This window comes from Rhizobium sp. PP-CC-3G-465 (genome assembly GCF_004343445.1).
GTDB lineage: Bacteria > Pseudomonadota > Alphaproteobacteria > Rhizobiales > Rhizobiaceae > Ferranicluibacter > Ferranicluibacter rubi.
The window spans coordinates 1,570,561-1,594,175 of record NZ_SLYH01000001.1 but is presented as its reverse complement, the minus strand read 5'-3'; the positions used below and the strand labels follow the sequence as shown (position 1 = coordinate 1,594,175).

Below are 23,615 nucleotides of genomic sequence, written 5' to 3'. Positions count from 1 at the left end.
TCGGCTTGTGTCCGCTCCCGCATTCCGGTCATCTAGCGGAATGTTCGCACTCCCTTTCTCCACCATCCTCCTCTATGCGCTTGCGGCTCTGTTCGAGATCGCAGGCTGTTTCAGCCTCTGGGCGTGGATGCGTCTTGGGCGGTCCGCGCTCTGGCTCATTCCCGGCATTGCCAGCCTGGTCGCCTTTGCCTGGCTTCTGACGTTCAGCCCGCAGCCGGCGGCCGGGCGCAGTTTTGCGGCCTATGGCGGTATCTATATCGCGGCTTCGGTCTTGTGGATGTGGCTGGCGGAAGGCGTTCGCCCGGATCGTTTCGATCTCGCGGGTGTGCTGCTGGCGCTTGCCGGTACGCTCGTCATCATCGCGCCTGCGCGCGGATAGCTGCATATGGGCCAATCAATTGCGCCAGAGCATTTCCAGCCGAAGCGAAATCGCTTCGGCGTCGGACAATGCGGCAAAAACAGGAGAATAGAGCATTTCCGGTGAACCAGTGTTCACCGGAAATGCTCTAGTTCGTCTTCAACTTGTCGTTTGCTTGTCAATTGCGGCGTCCTATAATGCCGCATGAGCGCACGAATCTCTTCCATCCAAGCCCTTCCCACCGCAATGCCGGAGGCCTTCGAGCCGCAGACATTCGATGATCCGGTCAAGGCCGTCGATGCGCTGACGGCGCTCTACGAGCGCAACACCAATTTCCTCGTGGATGGCTTCACGGCGCTCGGCAAGGGTGTCGCCGCGAGCCGGTTCCGCGCCTGCTATCCGCAGGTCAGCATGGAAACCTCTAGCTTCGGCCATGTCGATTCGCGCCTGTCATACGGCCATGTCACGGCGCCGGGCGTCTACACGACCACGGTCACGCGCCCGAAACTCTTTCGCCACTATCTGAAAGAACAGCTCGGCCTGTTGATCCGCAACCACGGCACCGGCATCACCGTGTCGGAATCCTCCACGCCCATCCCGCTGCACTTCGCCTTCGGCGAAGGCGCGCATGTCGAGGCATCGCTGGCCGAAAACATCGACGTGCCCCTGCGCGACCTGTTCGACACGCCCGACCTTTCGACCACCGACGACGAGATCGCCAACGGCGCCTACGAGCCCGGGCCCGGCGAGCCGTTTCCACTGGCCCCGTTCACGGCGCAGCGCATCGATTACTCGCTCGCGCGGCTCAGCCACTACACCGCGACCAGCGCGGCGCATTTCCAGAATTTCGTGCTCTTCACCAACTACCAGTTCTATATCGACGAGTTCTGCGTCTGGGCGCGCAAGCAGATGGCGGAAGGCGGCAATGGCTATACCGCTTTCGTCGAGCCGGGAAACATCGTGACGCAAGCCGGCTCCGATGAGCCGGATAGCGACCTGACACTCGCCCGCCTGCCGCAGATGCCGGCCTACCACCTGAAGAAGAAGGGCCATGGCGGCATCACCGTCGTCAATATCGGCGTCGGTCCCTCCAATGCCAAGACGATCACCGACCACATCGCCGTGCTGCGCCCGCATGCCTGGCTGATGCTTGGCCACTGCGCCGGCCTGCGCAACAGCCAGGCGCTCGGTGATTACGTGCTGGCGCATGCCTATGTCCGCGAGGACCACGTGCTGGACGACGATCTGCCGGTCTGGGTGCCGATCCCGGCACTCGCCGAAGTGCAGATGGCGCTGCAGGAAGCCGTCGCGGAAACCACGGGGTATGAAGGCTACGATCTGAAGCGCATCATGCGCACCGGCACGGTCGCCACGATCGACAACCGCAACTGGGAGCTTCGCGACCAGCGCGGCCCGGTCAAGCGGCTCTCGCAGTCCCGCGCCATTGCGCTCGACATGGAATCCGCCACCATCGCCGCCAACGGCTTCCGCTTCCGCGTGCCTTACGGAACGCTGCTCTGCGTCTCCGACAAGCCGCTGCATGGTGAGCTGAAATTGCCGGGCATGGCGACGGCGTTCTACAAGAACCAGGTCAGCCAGCACCTGCAGATCGGTATTCGCGCGCTGGAGAAGCTTGCGGCCATGCCACCGGAAAAGCTGCATTCCCGCAAGCTGCGCAGCTTCTTCGAAACCGCCTTCCAGTAGCGCGGTAAGGCTGTGCCGGTCGGCGTTGGGTGTACCCCGCGTTTAGACGGTCATGCCCGGCGCCGGCTCCACGGCGGCGGCCTGAGGCGCCACCGGACTGCCGACCAGCAGCTTCAGCTCGCCTGCGTGGATCTTGATCTCCACGTCGCCGCGAAGCCGAAGCAGTTCGCCGTCGATGACGCAGTTGATCTTGTGCTTGCGGGCATCCGGAAAATAGAGCTCGACCTGTTTGACGCTCATCTCGGTGATCAGCGTGCTCTCGCGGAACTTGCCGCGCAGGATGTCGAACACGAGGCGCCCGACGCCCGGCGGGGTGAGGGGCGGGGCGGTATAGAAGCCAAGATGACCGCCGGTCAGGTCGTCCGCATACATCAGCGAATTGGCGCCGAAATGATTGTTGGAGACGGACAGGGCCGAGACCTTCCGACGCTCCGTCACGCCATCCGCGCGAAACTCGATCTTGAACTGCGGCGGGTTGAAGACCACGCCGATCGCCGCGCGGGTGCTGGCGGAAATCTTGCCGAGGCGTGAGGCGAAGCTGTAGGATTCGCGGTAGCGCACCATGCGCGCATGCAGGCCCATCGAGAACTGGTGCACGAAGGCGCGACCATTGGCACTGCCGATGTCGCCGTCGATGACCTCGCCATTGGCCAGCACGTCGAGAACCTTCCAGATATCGAGCGGCAGCTTCAGCGAGCGCGCAAACAGGTTCATGGTTCCCGCGGGCACGACGCCGAGCGGCAGCCCGCTTTTCCACGCGACGCCAGCCGCAGCCGAAATCGTCCCGTCGCCGCCACCGGCGATCATCGCATCCAGATCGTCCCGGTTCGCCGCCCTTTTCAGTTCGGCTTCCATATCGCTGCCCGACACCACGGCGATCTCGATCTCGTGGCCGGCCGACCGGAACGCCTCGTCCATCGCCTTCGTGTAAAGGTCCATGTCGGTGGTGCGAAAGGTGCCGCCGTCGCTATTCAGTATGGCTTTGAGCTTCATGCGGATCCCGGCTTTGTCTGAGCACAAGGCTGGGCGAAACCGGGAAACTCCCGGCCTGTCCCTCTTGCCGGATCGTATATGCGGCGTCCGTCACAGGGTTCAAGATGATGGCAGGCGGACGAGCCCTGCTTATTTCGCATCCGCGCATAAAGGCCGAATGCTCAGGCCGAGGCCTGCAGCACCACGACCTGGCCACCAGCCTTCACGCGCCCGTAAAGATCGACCACGTCGTGATTGAGCATGCGCACGCAGCCGCTCGACATCGCGTGGCCGATCGACCGAGGCTGGTTCGTGCCGTGAATGCGGAACATCGTGTCGTTGCCGTTGCGATAGAGATAGATCGCGCGGGCCCCGAGCGGATTGTTGGGGCCGCCCGGCAAGCCGCCGGCATATTTCAGGTTCCGGCCGGGATCGCGCCGGATCATGTTGGGCGTCGGTGTCCAGCTTGGCCATTCCGCCTTGCGGCCGATATAGGCATTGCCGGCCAGCGCATAGCCTTCGCGGCCGACGCCGATGCCGTAGCGCATGGCACGGCCGTTATCGAGAACGTAGTACAGCCGCCGCGCCGGCGTATCGACCACGATGGTGCCCGGTGCGTAAGCCGAGACATAGGCGACCTCCTGCCGGCGCAGTTCTGGCTCGATCTGGTCCAGCGGCACGGCGGGCAGGGGGAATCGCTCTTCGGGAAGCGCCGCATAGTTCAGCCGGGCAAGGGACCCGGTATCGGCACAGCCGGCGAGAAGAGCGGAAAAGCCGAGCAGCAGGCCGCGGCGGGAGATGGACATGGACTGGCCTCGATTGTGGTGATTCTGTGGAGACCAAAATGCGGAGTTTATGGTTAACAGCCGGTAAACACGCGCCACCGGGCGTTGTCATCGCGGCATGCCTTGGCGAAACGTGACGGCGTGTCATTCTTTGTGACATCCCGGTCACAGGCGGGAGCGGATCGTTTCAGCCTCTCGCGCGTTATGAACGGCCAAACGCATTTCCGCCCTAACTCGGGTCGATGTCCGTATCTCGTTCTGACAGGAGAAAATCATGAACAAATCCCTCGCCAGCATCGTCTGCGCTGCAGCCATCGCTTCCGGCACCCTGCCGGTCGTGGCCGCCGACCTCGCCCCTGCACAATCCTATTCCGATTCCGGCGCCCGCAACGGCGTGAAGATCGGTTACCTCGATTGCACCATCGCCGGTGGTGCCGGTTACATTCTCGGCTCGTCCAAGGAGGTCAATTGCGCCTTCAAGTCGACCATCGACGGCGAGCCTGTCGACGACTACTCCGGTGCCATGCGCAAGCTGGGCGTCGATCTCGGCTTCACCACGGAAGGTCGCCTGATCTGGGCCGTTCTCGCGCCGACAGCCGGTTACCACCATGGTTCGCTGGCCGGCCTTTACCAGGGCGCATCGGCTGAAGCTACGGTCGGCCTTGGCGTCGGTGCCAACGTCCTCGCTGGCGGTACGTCGGGCTCGATCCATCTGCAGCTCCTGAGCCTTCAGGGTCAGGTCGGCCTGAACATCGCAGCCGCAGGCACATCGATGACGCTGACCTCGGTCAACTGATTACCGACAACGTCGAATAGAAAAGAGCGCGTGGCCTCAGGCCGCGCGCTCTTTTCGTTTCCGGTGACCAATGATGTGTCGCCTCAGGCCTTGGAAAGCCGGTCGAGGACACGCGGCAGAGCGCCCGCAAAAGCGTCCATTTCCGCCTCGGGTCCGGCACTCACCCGGATGCAGCGGTTGAGGGGTGCCGCACCCGGCATACGGATGAACACACCGGCCTCATCCATCAGCCCATCCACAATGGCACGCGCGAAGGCTGCATCCCGACCGCAGTCGATGGTCACGAAATTCGTGGCCGACGGCAGAGCCTTCAGGCCCGCTCGGCTGGCAATGTCCGCGATCGTTGCGCGGGAGGCGGCAATGCGCGCGATGACGGTCTGCAGATAGGCCTGATCGTTCAACGCTGCTTCAGCCGCTGCCGTGCCGATCCGGTTCATCCCGAAATGGTTGCGGATCTTGTCGAAGGCGGCCGCCGTTCCCGGCGTGGAGATTGCATAGCCGACCCGCGCCCCGGCAAGGCCGTACGCCTTCGAGAAGGTCCGCGTCCGGATAATGTTCGGCCGATCAATGAGGGCGGCGAGGTCCGGCAGCGTGCCCGCCGGCGCCGTTTCGCCATAGGCCTCGTCCAGCACCAGCAACGTCGTTTCCGGCAAAGCCAGTGCAAACTGCACGATGCTCCCGGCATCCCACCAGCTGCCCATGGGATTATCGGGATTGGCGAGGTAGACGAGCGGCGCATCCTCGCGCCGGACGGCTTCCAGCAGGCCTTCGAGATTTTCCCGGTCGTTGCCATCGTAGGGCATGGTCACCAGCCGGCCCCCGTGGCCTGCAACGTGGAAATTGAACGTGGGATAACCGCCGAGCGACGTCACCACTGGCATGCCGGGCTCGATGACCAGCCGCACGATCTGGCCGAGCAGCCCATCGATCCCTTCGCCGATCGCCAGATTGTCCGGCCGCACACCGAGATGATCGGCAAGCGCCTGCTTCAGATCGAAATTTTCGGGATCGTTATATTTCCAGACACTGGTGAGGGCCGCCGTCATGGCCTCGATCACGCTCGGCGCCGGCCCGAAGCCGCTTTCATTCGCCCCGATCCGCGCCGTCAATCGCGCATGCCGCTGGCGCTCGATGGCTTCCGGCCCGACGAAGGGCACGGTCGCGGGCAGGGAACGGGCAAGAGGCGTAAAACGGGCAAAGGCTGACATGATGGGTCCGATGATAACGAAGGTCAGCCACCCTAGCAGAAACCACGGCGCCGGAAACGGCCCGACGCCGTGATCAACCGCTAATCACACATCTCCTCATCCGCGATCGGACCAGGATCAAGCGGCAGCATTACCCAGCCAACGCACAGCCATGAGACCACACGCAGCGCCGAGCGCGGTGAGGAAGGTGCCCCAGATCATGTCCACCACGCTCAGCATCGTGGGCCAGTTTCTCAAGGTCGAGAGGTTGGTGATATCGTAAGTGCCATAGGCTGCGAGACCCAGCACGGCGCCATAGCCGATGGTGGTCATCATCGATCCCGCGCGCAGGCCCGGGAGAACGGCGAGAATGACGATGGCGGCGGCGAAGAACAGGTAGAAAACGGCAGCGACGGTCAGATTCGGCTGCGGCGACATCAAGTCGCCGAGCTGGTCGCGATAGAATGTCCGCGCCACCAGACCTAGCCACACGGCATCGACGACGAGGAAGGAGAGAAGGGTACCGGCATAGGCAATCAGATAGGTCTTCATCGTCGCGCTCCTGTTTCGCACGTCTACGAAGGCCGGGCAGCACCGGATTACCGAATGCTGCGTCATTGATAGGGCACCAAGGTGGGGATGGGACCGGTGAGTCGTGTTTTAACGGCTGGCGATGCTGTTTTGCGCGAAATCCATGCGGATCAGCTGCCGAATGACGTCTTGCGACAGCTGCATGTTGAAGCGAACGCCGAGTTCCGAGCCTGCCCGGTGAACGACGGTGCTGCCGATCTCTTCGGGAAAGCCGACGATCTCCACGAAGAAATGCTGGGGCAGGGATACGGCGGGATTGAAGTCGATCATCGCGCCGCCAATCGAGATATGGCGCAGCAGGCCATTATATTTCGTCTTTGGCTTCAGATGCTGGCCGACGACGAGGATGCGGCACGGCCGTTCGACGAAAAAGTGCTTGTAGGTTGCACTCGTCTGCCCCGGACGGGCCTCCGCCCTGTGCATGATCATGGACATGGGATTGCTCCGGAAAAGGGGTCGCTCGGTCGCTGGTTCCGCCAAGCCTTAGGCCATGAAGCTTGTTTCGAGCTTGCTTTTTGGTTGCGGGAACGCGCGCTTTCGAAGCGGTCATTTGCCCCAGCGATTCCGTCAGTGCCGCTTCGTTCCGTCTTTAACAAGATACTGATATGTAAGTTGGAGGTTCCATTATTCGGGTTTCTCCGTTAGAAAAATTCGCAGGAGGAGATGTTTTCAACAGGGGCACGGTGCTTTCCGGCGCCGTCCTTCAGGTAGGACCGATGAAAAAATTTCTCTTTAAGAACGAAGTGACCTCGGGCGACAAGCTTTCGACGGGCGACCTGCAGAATTTGCTGAACGGCTTTCTCCTTTTCAACGAGGCCGACTATATCCGCGCCAATCCCGACGTCCGCCAGGCCGTCCAGAGAGGCGACTTCCCCTCCGGGTTTTCGCATTTTCAGGAACGCGGCAACATGGAGCGCCGCTTTCCCGGCTTCAACGGCTTCAAGTGGGACGATTACGTCAAGGCCAATGCCGACCTCGCGCATTTTCGCGAAGATCCCTCTCCGGAAGCACGCGCCAAGGCGCACTTCAAGGAAAGCGGATACGCCGAAGGCCGCCGGCTAGAGCCCTGACAGGCCGTTCGCGCTTCTCCGAGGAGAGGCGCAACTGGCACAGGCCGCAATAACGAGAGCTGCGCGCTCGCGCGTCTCTCACTCGTCCTCAAACCATCTCATCTTTACCGCCGATCAGCGATATCATTGCAGGAAAGACCAAATAGCCCTTGATCCCCACGAGGATTGATCCTATCAGGGGCCTCGACGGAGAGGTGGCCGAGTGGTCGAAGGCGCTCCCCTGCTAAGGGAGTATACCCGGAAGGGTATCGTGGGTTCGAATCCCATCTTCTCCGCCATTATTTTCATTCATTTCATTGTCTTTTTCGAAGTGTCGGCTCCAGTGCCGAATCCCGAAAAACCTTGAGCCGATTATCGGTCAATCTTTTAAGTGACAAGCCGATCAACGCGTATCGGTTGTTCGGCGTCCAGAGCTTGGCGCACGTGCTCGCTGCCGCATAGCGGACGTCATAGCCGATCTGCTGGTCGGCCTGCCTTCCCGTGCTAGAACCAGCCGACTGATTCGGTCGTCCGCTGATTCTTCTGAGGCCCACGTTGTTACGATTTGCGCCCTCGACCGGAACCGGCTGCTTGCCGGGATGGCTTGGCCGTATCGGAAAAACCCGGGTGCTTGCCTTTGATCCATGCGACGAATTTCTGCATGGCAGGGTCCCCGAGGATGGCGTCGATCGTTGAGAACGTCTTCGCGAGTTGCGAATCCGTGAAGGTCGCATGTATCTGATCGTGGCAGATCCGGTGCAGGACAACGGTTTTCTTGCCGCCTTTGCTCTTCGGGACGAGATGATGCGCGTCCGTTTGATCATCGGGGATGATTCGCTCACAGATCGGACACAGCACGGGCGGCAAGGCCTCAATGTCCCATGCAGATACGTCATCTCTGTTCTTACGGGCCATTGGTCTTGGATCGCTTTCCGGGCGTTGGCTGTGTCGGAAAAATGTCAGCAGGAACGAACGCATTCGCTCCTGCTACGGAGCCTGAAGGACATTAAAAGCAGCGGTAATCCGTCGACAGTCTGTGGATATGGTCCGCTCCGATTCCGCAGCAGCCGCCGATGATGCTGGCACCGGATGCCGCCCACCGCTTTGCCCATTCGCCGTAAGCGGCGGGCCCGAGATCCTCGCGAACCTCGGTCAGCGTGGCGTTGGCCTCCTCGTCGTCCTGCTGGGAGGGGAACGCGTTGGCGTAGACGCCGACCTGGATATCGACGCCCAGGCCTTCGAACGTCGAGCGGGCCGCTGCGATGGCGGCCTCCATGACCTCTGGCATGCTGCAATTGAACAGCATCGCCTCCGCACCGAGGGACGCCGCCAGTTCGGCTGCGGCCTTGACCGTTTCGTTGGAGCGGAGAAGCGGCTCGGGCATCTGCGAGACCGGGATATCGTCACGCAGCGTGAACGACAGCCAGAGCGGCTTGCCTGTCTCCTTCGTCGCCTGATGCGCGGCGCGGGCTTCGGCAAGGCTGCTCTGCGTTTCGGCGAGCCACAGATCGACCGACGGCGCCATGCCCTCCACGAGCACGTCGAGGTAGCGGCCGGCAAGGGCGGGGTTGAAAAGGTCAGGCTGGTAGGAGCCGAAAACGGGCGGAAGGGAGCCGGCAACGAGGATCTTGCGATCACGGCTGGCGTCTGCAGCGTCGCGCGCGAGACGGCCGGCACGGGCAGCCAGCATGGCACCATCCGCTTCGAAACGCGCGTCGCCGATATGGAAGGGGACCACGGCATAGCTGTTGGTGGTGATGACGTCGGCACCGGCCGCAATGTAGTTGTCGTGCACCGTCCGCACATATTCCGGCGCTTCCATCAGCGCGAGCGCGGACCATTCCGGCTGCCGGAAGGGCGCGCCGATGCGCTCGAGTTCGCGGCCCGTACCACCGTCCAGAATCAGCCCTTGCTTCGTCATGCGATCATTCCTTTGCTTCACGTCCCGCGTCACGGTTTGGGCATTTCGGATCGGTTGCGTCCCGCGATGGCATCATCGAGCCAGCCGGGGCGCATTTCGGGGACCGATGCGATCAGCCTTTCCGTATAGGGATCGAATGGCGGTGCGAGCACATCGGCTTTCCCACCGCTGCGCACCACCTTGCCGCCGAGCATCACAACGACGCTGTCGGCGATGGACCGCACGATCGCAAGATCATGCGTTATGAACAGATAGGAGGTTCCGGCCTCCCTTTGCAAGCGCATCAGCAGGTCGAGGATGCCGTCTGCCACCAGCGGATCGAGCGCCGATGTCGGCTCGTCGCAGATGATGAGCTTCGGGTCGGCCGCCAGCGCGCGTGCGATACAGACGCGCTGCTTCTGGCCGCCGGAAAGCTCGGCAGGATATCGGTCGCGGAAGGTGGACGGCAGCTCGATCTGGTCGAGCAGCGTTGCGACGCGCTGTCGTAAAGCCGGACCCTTCAGCCCGAAATAGAAGGCAAGGGGCCGCGACAGGATCGCCTCGACCGTCTGGCGCGGATTGAGCGCGAGGTCGGGAATCTGGTTGACGATCTGGATGTTGCGGTGGGTCTCGGCATTCCGTGCGGCAAGCGCCGGCGCCAGTACCGCGCCGTCGAACTGCAACTGTCCCGACCATGCGGGAAGAAGCCCCGTGATCACGCGCGCGAGCGTCGATTTCCCCGATCCGGACTCGCCGACCACGGCCAGCGTTTCGCCACGCATGAGGTCGATGCTGACATCGTCGAGAATGGAGACGCCCCTAGCATATCCCGCCTTTATGCCGGAGACCCGGAGAAGGACATCGCCGCCGCGAGCCTGCGACGGCTTGTCGCTCCGGCTCAGCGAAACGAGGCGCTTTGTGTAGTCTTCCTCAGGTGCACGAAAGATCTGCTCGACGGGACCGCGCTCGACCATCCGGCCGTTACGCAGCACGAGGATCTCGTCGGCGACCTGCGCGACGACGGCCAGATCGTGTGAGATGTAGAGGGCGGCGGTGCCGGTTTTCGAAATGGCATGCTTGATGGCCGCGAGAACGTCGATCTGCGTTGTCACGTCGAGCGCCGTCGTCGGCTCGTCGAAGACGATCAGTTCCGGGTTCGGGCAGAGCGCCATGGCGGTCATGGCGCGCTGCAGCTGCCCGCCGGAGGCCTGATGCGGATAGCGGTCGCCGAAATGTGCCGGGTCCGGCAATCCCAGCAGCGCAAAGAGAGCTTTGGCGCGTTCTTTTGCCTCTGCGCGCGGCATCAATCGGTGCCAGAGCGTCGCTTCGATCACCTGGTCGATCAGCCGATGTGCCGGGTTGAAGGCCGCCGCTGCCGATTGTGCGACATAGGTGACGGAGGCGCCCCGCAGAAGCCGGGCATCCCGTCGCGCCGGCTTCAGAATGTCGCGGCCGTTCAGTTCGGCACGGCCGCCGGTGATCCGCAGGCCCTGCCGCGCATGGCCGAGGGAGGCGAGCCCGATGGTAGACTTGCCGGCACCGGACTCGCCGATCAGGCCGAGCACGCGACCCTTTTCGAGCGTGAACGACACCTTGTCGACGATGACAGTCGTGCCGGCCTTGATTTCGAGGTCGGTGACGTTCAGCAGGAGCTCAGCCATTGCGGCGGGTCCCCTTCAGGCTGGTCGTCTTCTGGAGCATCCAGTCGACGACGAGGTTGATGCAGATCACCAGAACAGCGATGGCGGCGCCTGGAATGAGCGCGGCAAAGACGCCGAACAGCAGCCCGTCCTTGTTTTCCTTCACGAGGCTGCCCCAGTCGGCAATGGGCGGCTGCACGCCGAGGCCGAGGAACGACAGCGTCGAGAGGAACAGGATGGCGAAGGCGAAGCGAAGGCCGAGTTCGGCGAGCAGCGGCGAAAGCGCATTCGGCAGGATTTCGCGCAGGATCACCCAGCGCCAGCTCTCGCCGCGCAACCGTGCGACCTCGACGTAATCCAGCACGACGAGATCCGCTGCGATAGCGCGGCTGACGCGGAAGACGCGCGTGGCTTCGAGCGTCGCCATGACGAGAACCAGCACCACCATGGTCTTCGGCAGCACCGCGAGCACGACCAGCGCAAAGATCAGCGTCGGTATGGCCATCATGAGGTCGTTGAGGCGCGAAAGGACCTGATCGATCCACCCGCCGCGAACGGCGGCGTAAAAGCCGAGGACAACCCCGAGAAGAAATGCGATGGCGGTCGAGAGGGCGGCAATGGCGAACGTGACTCGCGCGCCCCAGACGAGGCGGGAGAAGAGATCGCGGCCGATATTGTCCGTGCCGAGCAGCGCATTGGCCGACGGCGGGTCCCAGACGCCGCCCACCACGGCGGACACGGGATGCGGCGCCAACCACGGCGCGAAGGCTGCGAGCAGGACGAAGGCGGCAGTGCCGAGAAGGCCGATGACCGCCATGGGCGTCAGGGGAGGCAGCCGGCTCATCGCGGATGCCTCAGCCGCGGATTGGCGATGACGGCGATCATATCCGCGACGATGTTGAGAAGAATGTAGATCGCAGCAAAGACGAGGCCAGCGGCCTGCACAACGGGCACGTCGCGCTTTGCCACGTGATCGACGAGGTACTGTCCCATGCCGGGATAGACGAAGATCACCTCGACCACGACGACGCCGACGACGAGGTAGGCGAGATTGAGCGCGACGACGTTGACGATGGGCGACACGGCATTGGGCAGCGCGTGCTTCCACACGATGCGCGACCAGGGCAGCCCCTTCAAGAGCGCCGTTTCGATATAGGGTGAGGCCATGACGTTGAGGAGCGCCACGCGCGTCATCCGCATCATGTGGCCGACCACGGCCAGAACCAGTGTGAGGCACGGGAGCAGCGTCACGATAAGCCGTTGCCCCAGCGACATGCTGTCCGAAACGGTGGCGCTGCTCGGCAGCCAGAAATGCGTCACCGAGAAGTAGGCGATCAACAGGTAGCCCGCGAAGAACTCCGGAAGCGAAACGGCGCTGAGCGTCACGAGGCCTATGGTGCGATCGATCCAGCTTCCCGCGTGAAGGGCGGACAGAATGCCAAGACCGATGGACAGAGGCACGGCGATCACGGCGGCCATCGCCGCCAGCAACAGCGTATTCTTCAGGCGCGGTGCAATGCTTTTGGCGATATCCTGCCGGTTGCTGTAGCTGCGGCCGAAATCGCCGGTGACGGCGCCGCCCAGCCACTTGACGTAGCGAACGGCCGCCGGCTGCTCAAGACCCAGTTCCTGTCGAATACTCGCAACCGCCTCCGGCGTCGCCTGCTGGCCGAGCATGGCGGTTGCGACATCGCCCGGCAGGATCTGCGTGCCGGCGAAGATGACGAGCGACACCGCCCAGAGCAGCACGAGACCGAGCGCAAGCCGCCTGCCGAGCATCGCCCACAGGCTGAGACCCCTGGCCTTCGGTGCCGCGAGCACGGACATGACCTTGATGTCTGCTTCGATTCCATCAGCCAAGGAGAAGACGCCTGTGTTGCAAGAGTTGAAGCACTGGCGCTAACGCGATCCCGTGCGCGATGCAACGGGAGATGCACGTTTCGACCGTAAAGCCACCCGGACTTGCTCCGGGTGGGGGTTGTCATACGGTTTCCGGTCTGATCAACCGGAAACCGTATCAGATGCGCTTTCCGCTCAGGCGTTGAGCCAGACGCGCTCCGTGATGCGATAGCCGCTGAGGTCGCCGCCGCCGGGAACCGGCACGTAACCTCCGATCTTGTCGGAAGCTGCGGCGATGTTGTCAACGAAGAGGGGGATCAGTTCGCCGCCTTCGTCGACCAGTTTCACCTGCAGGTCGTGGTAGATCTGCTTGCGCTTCGTCTCGTCCAGTTCGACGCGGGCGGCCGCCAGCAGCTTGTCGAAGGCTTCGTCCTTCCAGGCCGTCTCGTTCCACGGCGCGTCGGACTGCAAGATCAGCGACAGCATGGCATCGGCTGTCGGCCGAACGGACCAGTTGGACGCGACGAAGGGCTTCTTGAGCCAGACCTCGTCCCAATAACCGTCGGAGGGTACGCGCTCGACATCGATGGTGATACCGGACTTCGCGGCAGACGCCTGAAACAACTGGGCTGCATCGACCGACCCCGGAAAGCCGTTGTCGGACACGCTGAGCTGAATGCCACCGGGCGAACCGGCCTTCTTGAAGTGGAAGGCGGCCTTGTCGGCATCGTAGGGACGCTGGGGAATGTCCTTGGCGAAATAGGGATTCCAGGACGCGATCGGGTTGTCGTTGCCGATGGCACCGGTGCCGACCAGAAGGCTCTTTTGCAGCTCTTCGCGATCGATCGCATATTTCAGCGCGAGCCGCAGATCGACATTGTCGTAAGGCGCCGCGTCCACCCGCATGGGGAAGCAGAACATCGTGTTTTCCTGCGACCGCAGGATTTGAACGCCGGGGCGCGCGCTTAGGCGGCTCAAGGCGCGCGGCTCGACGCGGTTGATGATGTGAACCTGCCCGCTGAGAAGTGCTGCCATGCGCGCCGTCGCGTCACTCATGGCGATGGTCTCGACGGAATCGACAAAGGCGCGGTCCGATGCCCAATAGTTCGGGTTGCGCTTGGTCAGCGCGCGAACGCCGGGCTGGAAGTCTTCGAGAACGAAAGCGCCGGTGCCGAGCCCCTTGTCGAAATCGCCGCCATCCGGGCCGATGCCCATGTGATAATCCACCAGCGCCGCCGGGAAATCGGCATTGCCGGCGCTCAACGTCACCGTCACCTCATGCGTGTCGGTCGCCTTGATGTCGGTCACGGCCAGAAGCTGGCCCTTGCCGCCCGAATTGCTCTTTTCGCCGCGGTGGTGATTGAGCGAGTAGACGACGTCCTGCGCCACAAGCTCCTTGCCATTGTGGAACTGGATGCCCTTCTTCAGCTTGAACACCCAGGTGCTGGCATCCGGCGTCGCCGCTTCCCAGCTTTCGGCCAGAGCGCCGATCAGCTTTCCATCCGGCCCAAGCTCCAGCACCGTGTTGAAGAGCTGGAAGCCGACCGTGTACATATAGGCTTCGGTATAAAAGGCCGGGTCGAGCCTGTCGGAGCTCGAAGCCGTATCGAGACCGAGAACGAGATGCCCGCCCTTGACTGGTGCCGCCTGTTGCGCGCGCGCTGCACCGGGAAGAAGCAAGCCACCGGCCGAGAGCGTTGCGGACAACAGCCCCGCATTTTGCAGGAGCCGGCGACGCGTGGGCTGCAGGAAGCTGGAAGGTGTCGTGTGGTCCGGCATCGGTAATCCGTTCTGGGAAAATGCGTTTCATGGCCGAAAGCGGGAGCCCACGGCGTTCAGAGCTACTTAGCTGTATCGAAAGCCACAATCCCGCAATATCGTTCTAAACTTGCTCTCTGAAAGAGAAGAAAATGCAGATCGGCCCCTGTCCGACACCGTGAACTCTTGCCTCACGACAGCAGCCGGGCCGCTGCAAGCGAGAGCGCGACGACCCCGTTGACGATGCAGCCTTCGTCGGGCTGGTAATCCGAATTGTGAAGCTGATCGTTTCGCCCGTTCTGTCCGGCACCCACGCCCAGCTGGAACGCCGGCACCCGCGCTCCGACCAGTGCGAAATCTTCTGCGCCGAGGTTTGAAGCACGGGCATGGACGACATCGCCGAAATGATCGCGAATGGCCGACATCGTCAGCTTCAAGAGACGGTCGTCGGAGACGAGAGACGGAACGCCGCGCACGAAATTGATCGCGCAACGCACCCGCATCGACGCTTCCAGACCCGCACAGACACGCCGGATCGCAGCTTCGATGACATCGCGGGATGCCGGATCCTGGCAACGCACGGTTCCCATGATGGCCACGCTGTCAGGAATGATGTTGTGGGTATCGCCGCCATGGATGGAGCCGATGGTGAGCACGGCCGGCTGCATGGGATCGACTTCGCGCGAGATGATCGTCTGGAGCTGCGTGATCAGTTGCGCGGTGGCAACGACGGGGTCGATGGCCAGATGTGGCCGCGCGGCGTGGCCAGAGGCTGCGTGAAGGGTGATGTCGAACTCGTCGGACGAACCGTTCGCGATGCCTTCGACGAAGCTGAAGGTCCCGACCGGCTCATCGGGATGATTGTGAAAGCCGAGCGCGAAATCGACATCGTCGAGAACGCCATCGGCGATCATCGCCGCCGCGCCGCTCTCCTGTGTTTCCTCGGCAGGCTGGAACATCAGCTTGATATTGCCGCGAAGCTGCGGCGCGATTTCCTTGAGGACGGCGCCGATCCCGATCAGCGTCGCGGTGTGAAGATCATGTCCGCAGGCATGCATCCGCCCATCGACAGCGCTGGCAAAGGGCAGCCCGGTTTGCTCCCGGATCGGCAGGGCGTCCATGTCGGCGCGAATCAGGAGGGTAGGGCCGGGCGCTCCCCCCTTGATGGAACCGACCACGCCGGTTCGCCCGACGCCCGTCACATGCTCGATCCCAAGCCCAGACAGTTCCCGCGCCACAACGGCTGCCGTTCTCTCGACATTGAAGCCGACTTCGGGATGCATGTGCAGATCGCGGCGGATGGCGACAAGCTGTGCCTCTCGATCGCGGGAAACGGTGTCGATGAAGCTGTTGAGATCATTCCGAAGCATGTCGATATCAAGGTCTCTTGTTTGAGGCGGATGGGTTCACGTTATGCGGCCAGTGCCGATACGTCCAGCATGGCGCATTGCTCTTCGGCCTCGCGATTTTCCCGCATTCGCCAGCCGTCGAAGTCTGGTTCTGACAGCGGCGAGCCGAATGCCACCCCTTGATCGTTTGCCCGGCTGGCGCCACATATGGGGCGAAAGGATGATCGTGATGAAACAGCCCCGTCTTCTCCCGGATGCCATCGAGGCCGGTGCGATAGAGCTTGTCGATCGCGTCGCGACGCGGCATCGCAAGAGCCGGAAATATGGCAGCGTCACGATCATCGTTCCGGATGTCGTTTATGATGGAATGCCGGCTGGCGAATATGAGGTCGTGATCCGTCGCAAAGTCTCTGCACTGGGCGACAGGCTGAAGACGTTGGACAACCCCTGGATGCGTTTTTTTGATCAATAATCGCGATCGGGGCGTTCTTTTACGCGGTTCATATGGACGCTGCGAGGCCGATCGAATGGCTCGGTGAGCCTGCAAAATCCCAATTTTTGCAAGCTTTCCCGGCGACGAACGGCAGGCGAGGTGCTAACGTCGGCTAATGGTTCTCTTCTCGGTTCACCACAAGACGTCCTATCGATACAAGCGGCCGGTTGCCTTCGGCGAGCACCGGCTGATGTTTCGACCGCGCGACAGTTTCGATCAGACGCTTCTGGAAGCGTCCCTGCATGTGTCTCCGGAGCCGAGCTATGTTCGCTGGATCCATGATGTATTCGGCAACTGCGTGGCCTTGGTCGGCTTTGAAAAGCCGGCGCGGGAACTGACGTTCGAGACGCTGATCAGGCTCGAACACACGCCGCATGTGCCGATCGATTTCGTGATCGACGAGGAGGCGCGAACCTATCCGTTCTCCTACGATCCGGAAGAGGCCTTCGACCTCGAACGGACGATGAAACGACATTGTCCCGATCCCGAAGACCAGGTCGGCAAATGGGCGCGCCAGTTCGTGCGGGTCGGCCGGCCGACGGAGACCGGACATTTGTTGATGACCCTATGCTATGCGATTCGCGAGGGCTTCGTTTACGCTCGCCGACAGGAGCACGGCACCCAGCAGCCTTTGGAAACACTGCGTCTTCGCAAAGGGACCTGCCGCGATTTCGCACTGTTGATGATGGAAGCCGCCCGCTCGCTCGGCCTCGCGGCACGATTTGTCACCGGCTATATCTACGTGCCGAGCCGGGATGGGCAGCGCACGCTGGGCGGCGGATCGACCCATGCGTGGTGTCAGGTCTACCTGCCGGGGGCAGGGTGGGTGGAATTCGACCCGACCAACGGCATCGTCGGCAACCGCGATCTGATCCGCGTCGGCGTGGCCCGCACGCCCCGGCAGGCGGTGCCGCTTTCGGGAAGCTATGACGGCAAGAAAGGCGACTTCGACAGCATGACCGTACAGGTCAATGTGGTAAGCGAGGCGCCGACGACGGCCGGCGACACATCCGCCAGCGAGCCCCACGCGCAGGCCGGCGTTCCACAAACCGCAGAGATCGAGACACCGGAACGCGAGCGCGCGAAACAATCGGCATCCTAAACCATTTCCTGTCCAGCATGACCCTCCCGTCACCTCCCAACGAAGGATAGAGCATTTGAAGATCAAAGCCGGTTTCCACATCAGCTATGAATGCCAACAGGACACCGCCATGTTGCTGGTGCTTAATATTCATCCTTCCAGGCGCGTGGATCTGCTGACGGAACAGGTTTTGCAGTTCGACCGGCCGATCGAGGCCTGGGAATATGTGGATGGCTTCGGCAACAGCTGCAGCCGGATCGTCGCGCCGGCCGGCATCACGACGCTCTCGACCACGTTCGAGATCTACGACAGCGGCCAGCCCGATATCATCCCGTATGATGCCGTGCAGCATTCGATCAAGGATCTGCCCGACGACGTGCTCGTCTTCCTGCTCGGCAGCCGCTATTGCGACACCGACCGCCTCGCGACTTTTGCCTGGCAGACCTTCTCCCACGTCCCTCCGGGCTGGCCTCGCGTGGCAGCGATCATGGAATTCACCCACAACCGCATCCGGTTCGATTATCAGCGGGCGGATGCGACGCGCTCGGCATTTGGCGGGTTCACCGATCAGACCGGCGTTTGCCGAGACTTCGCGCATCTCGCCATTACCCTCTGCCGCGCCATGAATATCCCTGCTCGCTACTGCACGGGTTATCTCGGCGACATTGGTGTGCCGGTTGACGTCAATCCCATGGATTTCAGCGCCTGGTTCGAGGTCTATCTCGGCGGGCACTGGCACACGGCCGACGCCCGCCACAACAAGCCTCGCATCGGCCGCATCCTCATGGCAACCGGACGCGATGCGACGGACGTCGCGCTCTCCACAGCCTTCGGACCCGCCGCGCTCGTGCGCTTTGACGTGGTGACGGATGAAATTCCGCATGATTCAGCCTCATAGGGCTTCATGCGAAAGCCTTCTGCTGCCTATCGTTGCATAGGGCAGGGTGAGGGACTTAACGTTCCTTGGTTGAGGGGCAAATGGACAGGCGTGGAGAAGCCTCTTCTCCACGCACTGCGCTCGCTTTCTCTCGAGAAAGTCGGCGCTAATTTAGCATGCCTGTTCCGACTGCGCCTGTTGCGGCACCCGGTTTGTCCTTGCGGACATGGAGGCTTTTTGGCTGGCGCGCTCTAAGACGGGTACGCAGAGATCGAGGTCGTGAGAGGCGAGGTGGGCGTAACGCATTGTCATCTGCAGCGTCTGGTGGCCGAGCCACATCTGGACGCGGCGGATATCGATGCCGCCGCGCACGAGCCGTGAGGCACAGGTGTGGCGCAGCACATGCGGCACGAGATCCGGATCGTCGAGAAAACCGGCATCCTGCTTCGCCGCCTTCCACACCGTGCGGAACTGCTGCTGGTCGATGCTCGAGAACGGCCCGAGACCGCGCGCCGTGGCATGGCCAATGGCTTTGCGCGCCCGCGTCGTCAGGGGTACGGAGCGGCTGCGCCCGGATTTGGTGATCCAGAAGGTGGCCATGGAGCCCTGCAGGTCGTTCCAGCGGAGACCGAGCGCCTCGCCAAGACGGGCCCCGCTATCGACCAGGAAGATGCAGAGGCGCTGATAAAGCTCGTTGCGCGCACCGATCGCCGCGAAAAGCCTCACCTCTTCGTCATGCTCCAGAAAGCGCACGCGCCCCGCGCGTTCCTTCTGACGGGTGAAATCCGGCAGGACATTGATGTCGCCGATCTTGTGCGCCTTGCGCAGAAGCTTGCTCAGCGCCGACATTTTGCGGTTGATCGTGGCATTGCTGTTGCCACGCTTGCGCAGCGCGTTCACCAGACGGTCGAGCATGTCCTGGGAGAAGCCACTGAATTCCTTTTCGGGCATCATATCGTAGAGATCGTATATGAAGGCGACGACATTGGCCTTGTGCTTGCCGCCCTCCCAGAGTGTGTCGCCATAACGATCGAGAAGCGTGACGAGCGTATGCGTGGCCGGCCGTTCGAAGTCGCCCCCCGCGCGCAGCGTGTAGGAGAGCCCGGAAAACGAGCCGGCGCCATAGGACTCCGCTACGAAGGGTTTGCCGTTCATATCCATGAATGCCGTCTCCAATGATGCACCCTGCGAGGGTGCCTATGCAGGTACTCTCTGCTCGGCCGTGGAAGGGCTCTGCAGCATGATGAACGCAGTCCGGCAGTGACGGCATCGGGGTGCGATGCAGACCTTGCGAACGAGGGAAGCGGGATCGCTTCGGATGTTTCGGGAGCCCGATCGGCGCAGGAGGCACGCGATCAAGCATAGTGAATATGCCTTATACAGAGCATACTTATTTTCAAAATTCCAAAACCACAAGGCCCGCAGTTCGTGAGAACTGCAGGCTTTATTTTTTTGGATGTCAGACCTTCACATCAGAAGGTCTGACGACGTTGCGGGTGCGTGACTTAGAAGTCGCGCTGCAGACGGAGGAAGCCGGTCCACTTTTCGGAATCCGGGCCAGCGTCGTTGTTTTCGTCGTAGTAGTTGACGGTTGCCAAGGTCTTCAGGCCGGTCGTGATCTGGTACTGAGCGGTTACGCCGACCTTCCAGGCATCGATGTTGCTGTTGAACTTGACGTCTCCGAAATACTGCGCGCCGGGCGTGATCGTCAGCTTGTCCGATGCCTTGAGGGCGTAGGAAGCTGCAACAGCCCATTCGGACTTGGACCAGTAGTAGTTCGGGTCCGTGGCGTAGACGCCAGCGACAGCAAGCGAGCCGGGGCCGATATCAGCGGTAACGATGGCGCGGAAAGCGGATTCTTCAACGTTGAAGTCGTAGGAACCGATGAGGTTTGCCGAGACGCCGCCCAGTGTGTAGCCGAGCTTGCCGGAGACGCCGACGTCGTCGTTGGACTTCAGGTTGGTCGTTGCGAGTTCTTCAACGGCAACGCCAAGAACAACCGGGCCACCTTCGTAGGTGTAACGAACCGAGTTCTGAAGGGTTTCTTCAGAGCCGATTTCGTCGGTCTCGCCGGCAATGCCGTCATCCCACCAGTTGTAGAAGTAACCGACGTCAAAGCCAGCGATGTTGATCCAAGCGCCGTCGAGCAGCGTGTCCTTGGTGTCGTTGGCTTCCAGGTTGATGTAGCCGGTCAGCGCGCCGAATTCGGTGTCGCTCTTGGCTTCGATGGTCAGGTAGCCCTTCGTCTGAGCGTCCCAGTCGCCCGTCTTGCCGCGCGGGCCAACAGGATCAATACCGAAGGCGTCTTCGTCGTACTTGAACTGCGTACGAACGTAGCCGCCGATCTTCAGGCAGGTTTCCGTGCCCGGGATGTAGAAGTAGCCGGTGCCGAAGGCGTCGCAGACGCGAACGTATTCCAGTGCTTCCGGTTCAGCAGCGACGATGGCGTCGGCAGCATGTGCGCCGGATACTGCTGCGAGAGCGGCAGCGGAGCCGAGAAGAAGGCTCTTAATGTTCATTTCTGACCTCCAGTCAAAAGTTTAAAACGGGTCTGGGTATTTTGCTGAAGGACAGCGTTCCCTGCCCCATCCCCAACACTTCAGAAGTTGGCGATCAACCGCCCTTGCTTCTGGATTTGAAAATACCTGACCCGGCCGATGGCGCAATCACCAACTTGCTATCCCGCCTTCTTTCGCCCGCCCTTCCGCATGTCCTGTTGCTGAAACGACACAAAATGGCCATCCGGGCTCCGAAGTCTTAATGAGAGCTTAAGAAAATCGTTTATTGCGAAGTGCTTAGCGGTGCGGAGGCTTGCGCGAAACTGGTGTTTAAGGTGTCAAAACGGGGGCTACGCCGGTCGCAAGGCCTCCCCGCCGTCACCATCCGCCGCCTGGGTGCCCTGGCACCGTGCCATTCGACCGGACCTGAGAATCGGTTGCTGCGCATGATTCCCTAAAGAGAATCGATGTCGAGAGGTTCGGACACCCGATATTGCGAGAGCAAGGCGTCCGGACTGTCGACCCGCGCGGATGGTGCCGCAGGACCGCACGAGGCGCCGACTGCCTCAAAGCCCTGCTGACCGGACGTTTGGTAAGTTTTGACTCATTTTTGACTGGAGGTCAGAAATGAACATTAAGAGCCTTCTTCTCGGCTCCGCTGCCGCTCTCGCAGCAGTATCCGGCGCACACGCTGCCGACGCTATCGTCGCTGCTGAACCGGAAGCAATGGAATACGTTCGCGTTTGCGACGCTTTCGGCACCGGCTACTTCTACATCCCGGGCACGGAAACCTGCCTCAAGATCGGCGGCTACGTTCGTACGGAAGTTCGCTTCAACGAAAATACCTACGGCGCAAACGGCCGTGGCGACTATGATGGCTACTCGCGTGGCTACCTGACGTTCGCTGCCAAGAACGACACGGAATACGGCACGCTGTCGTCCTACATCAACCTTCAGGCTGATACCGAAAGCGACGTATTCCTTGACGGCGCATGGATCAACATCGCTGGTTTCGACGTCGGTTACTTCTACAGCTACTGGGACGATGGTCTCTCTGGCGAAACCGACTCGCTCGACTCTTCGTTCGGCGCTCTGCAGAACTCGGCTCGTTACACCTATGACGCCGGCTCTTTCGTCGCCAGCGTATCGGTTGAAGAAATCGAGAACACCTACTTCACCGACCGCGACAGCAACAACGACGTTGGCGTAACCGGTAAGCTCGGCGCAACGATCGGCGGCTTCAACGTCTACGGTCTCGCTTCCTACGACGTCGACGTCGAAGAAGCTGCGTTCCGCCTGCTTGCTACGGCTGAAATCGGCCCGGGCACGTTCGGCATCGCTGGCCAGTACGCCACGAACCCGAACTACTACTACGACCGCGCTGAATGGACCGTTGCAGCTGAATACGCTGTAAAGGCAACCGACAAGCTGACGATCACCCCGGCCGCTCAGTACTTCGGCAACGTCCGTACGGGCAGCCAGTTTAACAACGACCTCGACGCTTGGAAGGTTGGCCTGACGGCTGGCTACCAGGTTACGGAAGGCCTGCGCACGCTGGCAACCGTCAACTACACGAAGTTCGACGGCGACGCAGCTGACGCGCTCGTATCCGACGACCAGTGGACTGGCTTCGTTCGCCTTCAGCGCGACTTCTAATATCATTTGACCTCACGGTCATTGATGGAAAACCCGGCAGCAATGCCGGGTTTTTTCGTTTTCGCACGAGGCGATGCACGACGGAACCTGACGCGGGCGCAGAATATGTCTCGTCGCTTAAGCCAGTGTCGCGAGAAAGTCCGCGATCGGCTCGATGACGCCGGGGAGGTGGAGGAGGGGAGCGTGACCCTGACCGGGCACGGTCAACGAATGCAGCCCGGGATGGCGCCGCGCCATGTCCAAAACCGTCTTCTGCGAGAGAAGAGACGATGTCTCGCCGCGGATCACCATGAGGGGCTGGGCCCGGAGGCGATCGAAGAGGGGCCAAAGGTCCGCCAGGGGCGTTTCCGCCGAGAGTTCGAGGAGGGGTGCGACGAGGGCAGGGTCGAAGTCCGGTATGATGACGCCATCGGCCTCGCGATAGAGGCTTTGTGCCATCTCGTCCCAATCCGAAGCTTGAAGAGCGGGAAAGGCCGGCCCGTGCAGCATCTTCAACGCCATGGCCGCGGCACGCCAGGATGCGTAGCGGCCTTCGTCATTCAGGTAGCGGGCGATGGCCAGCAGCCCGCCGATCTCGATCACGGGTCCGATATCGTTGAGAATGTTGGCCCGTGAAAGTCCGGGCGCCATGCCGGGCAGAAGGTGGAGGATCAAGCCGCCGCGCGATGTTCCCACGAAGATGGCAGCATCGATGTCGAGTGCGCCGCAGATCTCCAAAACATCGCCCGCCTCGACCGAGAGCTGGTAGCGGCTCGGATCCGGATCCCAGTCGGATCGTCCACGACCGCGATAATCGACCGCGATCACGCGCCGCGGCTTTTCCCGATCGTTCGAGAGGGCCTGCGCAAAGCCATGGAAGTCGCGGGAGTTGCGGCTGAGTCCGGGGAGGCAGACAACGGGCAGGGGATCGTCACCATCCGCTGCACGATGGGCGGCAGGATACTCCGCCGCAAATAGCGTCAGATCATCACGAACCCGGATGAAATGCTCGACGATCCCGTTTCTGTCCATATCCCCTCCATTCGCGGAGGTTCGTGTCGCTCCGCCGTCTCGGTTCTCTCTTCTTTATAAAGGGGACGAAG

22 protein-coding genes, 1 tRNA gene and 1 pseudogene are annotated in these 23,615 nt (G+C 61.9%); 9 read left to right on the top strand and 15 right to left on the bottom strand.

What is annotated here, in order from left to right; translation table 11 throughout:
* Positions 1–40 precede the first annotated feature (40 nt).
* Together C8J33_RS07450 and C8J33_RS07445 are read left to right on the top strand one after the other, a co-directional pair.
* Positions 41–379: a YnfA family protein gene (locus C8J33_RS07450; protein WP_110799742.1), complete on the top strand. Its 339-nt coding sequence runs from the start codon at positions 41–43 to the stop codon at positions 377–379.
* 183 nt (positions 380–562) lie between these two features.
* Positions 563–2,062 carry an AMP nucleosidase gene (locus C8J33_RS07445; RefSeq protein ID WP_110799741.1) on the top strand — a complete coding sequence of 500 codons (1,500 nt, stop codon included), beginning with the start codon at positions 563–565 and terminating at the stop codon, positions 2,060–2,062.
* Between the two features lie 42 nt (positions 2,063–2,104).
* Here the strand turns inward: C8J33_RS07445 and C8J33_RS07440 are convergent, their stop codons facing one another.
* On the bottom strand, positions 2,105–3,055 hold the full coding sequence (locus tag C8J33_RS07440; protein WP_110799740.1) for a diacylglycerol/lipid kinase family protein: 951 nt from the start codon (positions 3,053–3,055) through the stop codon (positions 2,105–2,107).
* Positions 3,056–3,216: 161 nt separating this feature from the next.
* On the bottom strand, positions 3,217–3,840 hold the full coding sequence (locus tag C8J33_RS07435; RefSeq protein ID WP_132663594.1) for a L,D-transpeptidase: 624 nt from the start codon (positions 3,838–3,840) through the stop codon (positions 3,217–3,219).
* Between the two features lie 253 nt (positions 3,841–4,093).
* On the opposite strand from C8J33_RS07435, the gene C8J33_RS07430 reads away from it, so the two are divergent.
* The gene (locus C8J33_RS07430; protein WP_110732701.1) at positions 4,094–4,615 is read left to right on the top strand and encodes a DUF992 domain-containing protein; all 522 of its coding nucleotides are present in this window, start codon (positions 4,094–4,096) and stop codon (positions 4,613–4,615) included.
* An 83-nt stretch (positions 4,616–4,698) separates the two neighbouring features.
* Here the strand turns inward: C8J33_RS07430 and C8J33_RS07425 are convergent, their stop codons facing one another.
* From C8J33_RS07425 to C8J33_RS07415, 3 genes are all read right to left on the bottom strand, one after another.
* Positions 4,699–5,823 carry a pyridoxal phosphate-dependent aminotransferase gene (locus C8J33_RS07425; protein ID WP_132663593.1) on the bottom strand — a complete coding sequence of 375 codons (1,125 nt, stop codon included), beginning with the start codon at positions 5,821–5,823 and terminating at the stop codon, positions 4,699–4,701.
* Positions 5,824–5,940: 117 nt separating this feature from the next.
* The gene (locus C8J33_RS07420) at positions 5,941–6,354 is read right to left on the bottom strand and encodes a DUF2177 family protein (protein ID WP_132663592.1); all 414 of its coding nucleotides are present in this window, start codon (positions 6,352–6,354) and stop codon (positions 5,941–5,943) included.
* A 108-nt stretch (positions 6,355–6,462) separates the two neighbouring features.
* The gene (locus C8J33_RS07415) at positions 6,463–6,828 is read right to left on the bottom strand and encodes a PilZ domain-containing protein (protein WP_132663591.1); all 366 of its coding nucleotides are present in this window, start codon (positions 6,826–6,828) and stop codon (positions 6,463–6,465) included.
* A gap of 281 nt (positions 6,829–7,109) precedes the next feature.
* Here C8J33_RS07415 and C8J33_RS07410 point away from each other — a divergent pair, with 281 nt between their 5' ends.
* Complete coding sequence (locus C8J33_RS07410; RefSeq protein ID WP_110799736.1) at positions 7,110–7,463, top strand: hypothetical protein; 354 nt, start codon at positions 7,110–7,112, stop codon at positions 7,461–7,463.
* Positions 7,464–7,651: 188 nt separating this feature from the next.
* Positions 7,652–7,741: transfer RNA gene (locus C8J33_RS07405), tRNA-Ser, on the top strand.
* Between the two features lie 259 nt (positions 7,742–8,000).
* Here C8J33_RS07405 and C8J33_RS07400 read toward each other — a convergent pair.
* The 7 genes from C8J33_RS07400 to C8J33_RS07370 form a co-directional block, all read right to left on the bottom strand.
* Positions 8,001–8,420 carry an HNH endonuclease gene (locus C8J33_RS07400; protein WP_245507079.1) on the bottom strand — a complete coding sequence of 140 codons (420 nt, stop codon included), beginning with the start codon at positions 8,418–8,420 and terminating at the stop codon, positions 8,001–8,003.
* A 28-nt stretch (positions 8,421–8,448) separates the two neighbouring features.
* The gene (locus C8J33_RS07395) at positions 8,449–9,363 is read right to left on the bottom strand and encodes a homocysteine S-methyltransferase family protein (RefSeq protein WP_132663590.1); all 915 of its coding nucleotides are present in this window, start codon (positions 9,361–9,363) and stop codon (positions 8,449–8,451) included.
* Between the two features lie 29 nt (positions 9,364–9,392).
* On the bottom strand, positions 9,393–11,003 hold the full coding sequence (locus C8J33_RS07390) for an ABC transporter ATP-binding protein (protein ID WP_132663589.1): 1,611 nt from the start codon (positions 11,001–11,003) through the stop codon (positions 9,393–9,395).
* Positions 10,996–11,826, bottom strand: a complete 831-nt coding sequence (locus C8J33_RS07385; protein WP_132663588.1) for an ABC transporter permease — start codon at positions 11,824–11,826, stop codon at positions 10,996–10,998. Before C8J33_RS07385 ends, C8J33_RS07390 begins: the two co-directional genes overlap by 8 nt.
* The gene (locus C8J33_RS07380) at positions 11,823–12,809 is read right to left on the bottom strand and encodes an ABC transporter permease (RefSeq protein WP_132664486.1); all 987 of its coding nucleotides are present in this window, start codon (positions 12,807–12,809) and stop codon (positions 11,823–11,825) included. The genes C8J33_RS07385 and C8J33_RS07380 overlap by 4 nt, the downstream gene beginning before the upstream one ends.
* Before the next feature lie 207 nt (positions 12,810–13,016).
* On the bottom strand, positions 13,017–14,600 hold the full coding sequence (locus C8J33_RS07375; RefSeq protein ID WP_132663587.1) for an ABC transporter substrate-binding protein: 1,584 nt from the start codon (positions 14,598–14,600) through the stop codon (positions 13,017–13,019).
* A 170-nt stretch (positions 14,601–14,770) separates the two neighbouring features.
* A complete protein-coding gene (locus tag C8J33_RS07370) occupies positions 14,771–15,949 on the bottom strand; it encodes a M20 metallopeptidase family protein (RefSeq protein WP_245507078.1) in 1,179 nt (392 codons plus the stop codon).
* A gap of 208 nt (positions 15,950–16,157) precedes the next feature.
* Here C8J33_RS07370 and C8J33_RS07365 point away from each other — a divergent pair, with 208 nt between their 5' ends.
* The 3 genes and pseudogenes from C8J33_RS07365 (at position 16,158) to C8J33_RS07355 (ending at position 18,400) form a co-directional block, all read left to right on the top strand.
* A complete protein-coding gene (locus C8J33_RS07365; protein ID WP_132446708.1) occupies positions 16,158–16,400 on the top strand; it encodes a hypothetical protein in 243 nt (80 codons plus the stop codon).
* 136 nt (positions 16,401–16,536) lie between these two features.
* Positions 16,537–17,403: pseudogene (locus C8J33_RS07360) on the top strand (transglutaminase family protein); the annotation flags it as partial.
* 175 nt (positions 17,404–17,578) lie between these two features.
* Entirely contained in the window at positions 17,579–18,400 is an 822-nt protein-coding gene (locus C8J33_RS07355) for a transglutaminase-like domain-containing protein (RefSeq protein ID WP_110799726.1), read from the top strand.
* Between the two features lie 150 nt (positions 18,401–18,550).
* On the opposite strand, the gene C8J33_RS07350 is transcribed toward C8J33_RS07355, so the two are convergent.
* Positions 18,551–19,534 carry a tyrosine-type recombinase/integrase gene (locus tag C8J33_RS07350; protein WP_422038074.1) on the bottom strand — a complete coding sequence of 328 codons (984 nt, stop codon included), beginning with the start codon at positions 19,532–19,534 and terminating at the stop codon, positions 18,551–18,553.
* A 350-nt stretch (positions 19,535–19,884) separates the two neighbouring features.
* Positions 19,885–20,898: a porin gene (locus C8J33_RS07345; RefSeq protein WP_110799724.1), complete on the bottom strand. Its 1,014-nt coding sequence runs from the start codon at positions 20,896–20,898 to the stop codon at positions 19,885–19,887.
* Positions 20,899–21,504: 606 nt separating this feature from the next.
* Between C8J33_RS07345 and C8J33_RS07340 the strand changes: the two genes are divergently transcribed.
* A complete protein-coding gene (locus C8J33_RS07340; protein WP_110799723.1) occupies positions 21,505–22,533 on the top strand; it encodes a porin in 1,029 nt (342 codons plus the stop codon).
* A 117-nt stretch (positions 22,534–22,650) separates the two neighbouring features.
* Here the strand turns inward: C8J33_RS07340 and C8J33_RS07335 are convergent, their stop codons facing one another.
* On the bottom strand, positions 22,651–23,544 hold the full coding sequence (locus C8J33_RS07335; protein WP_132663585.1) for an alpha/beta fold hydrolase: 894 nt from the start codon (positions 23,542–23,544) through the stop codon (positions 22,651–22,653).
* Positions 23,545–23,615 lie beyond the last annotated feature (71 nt).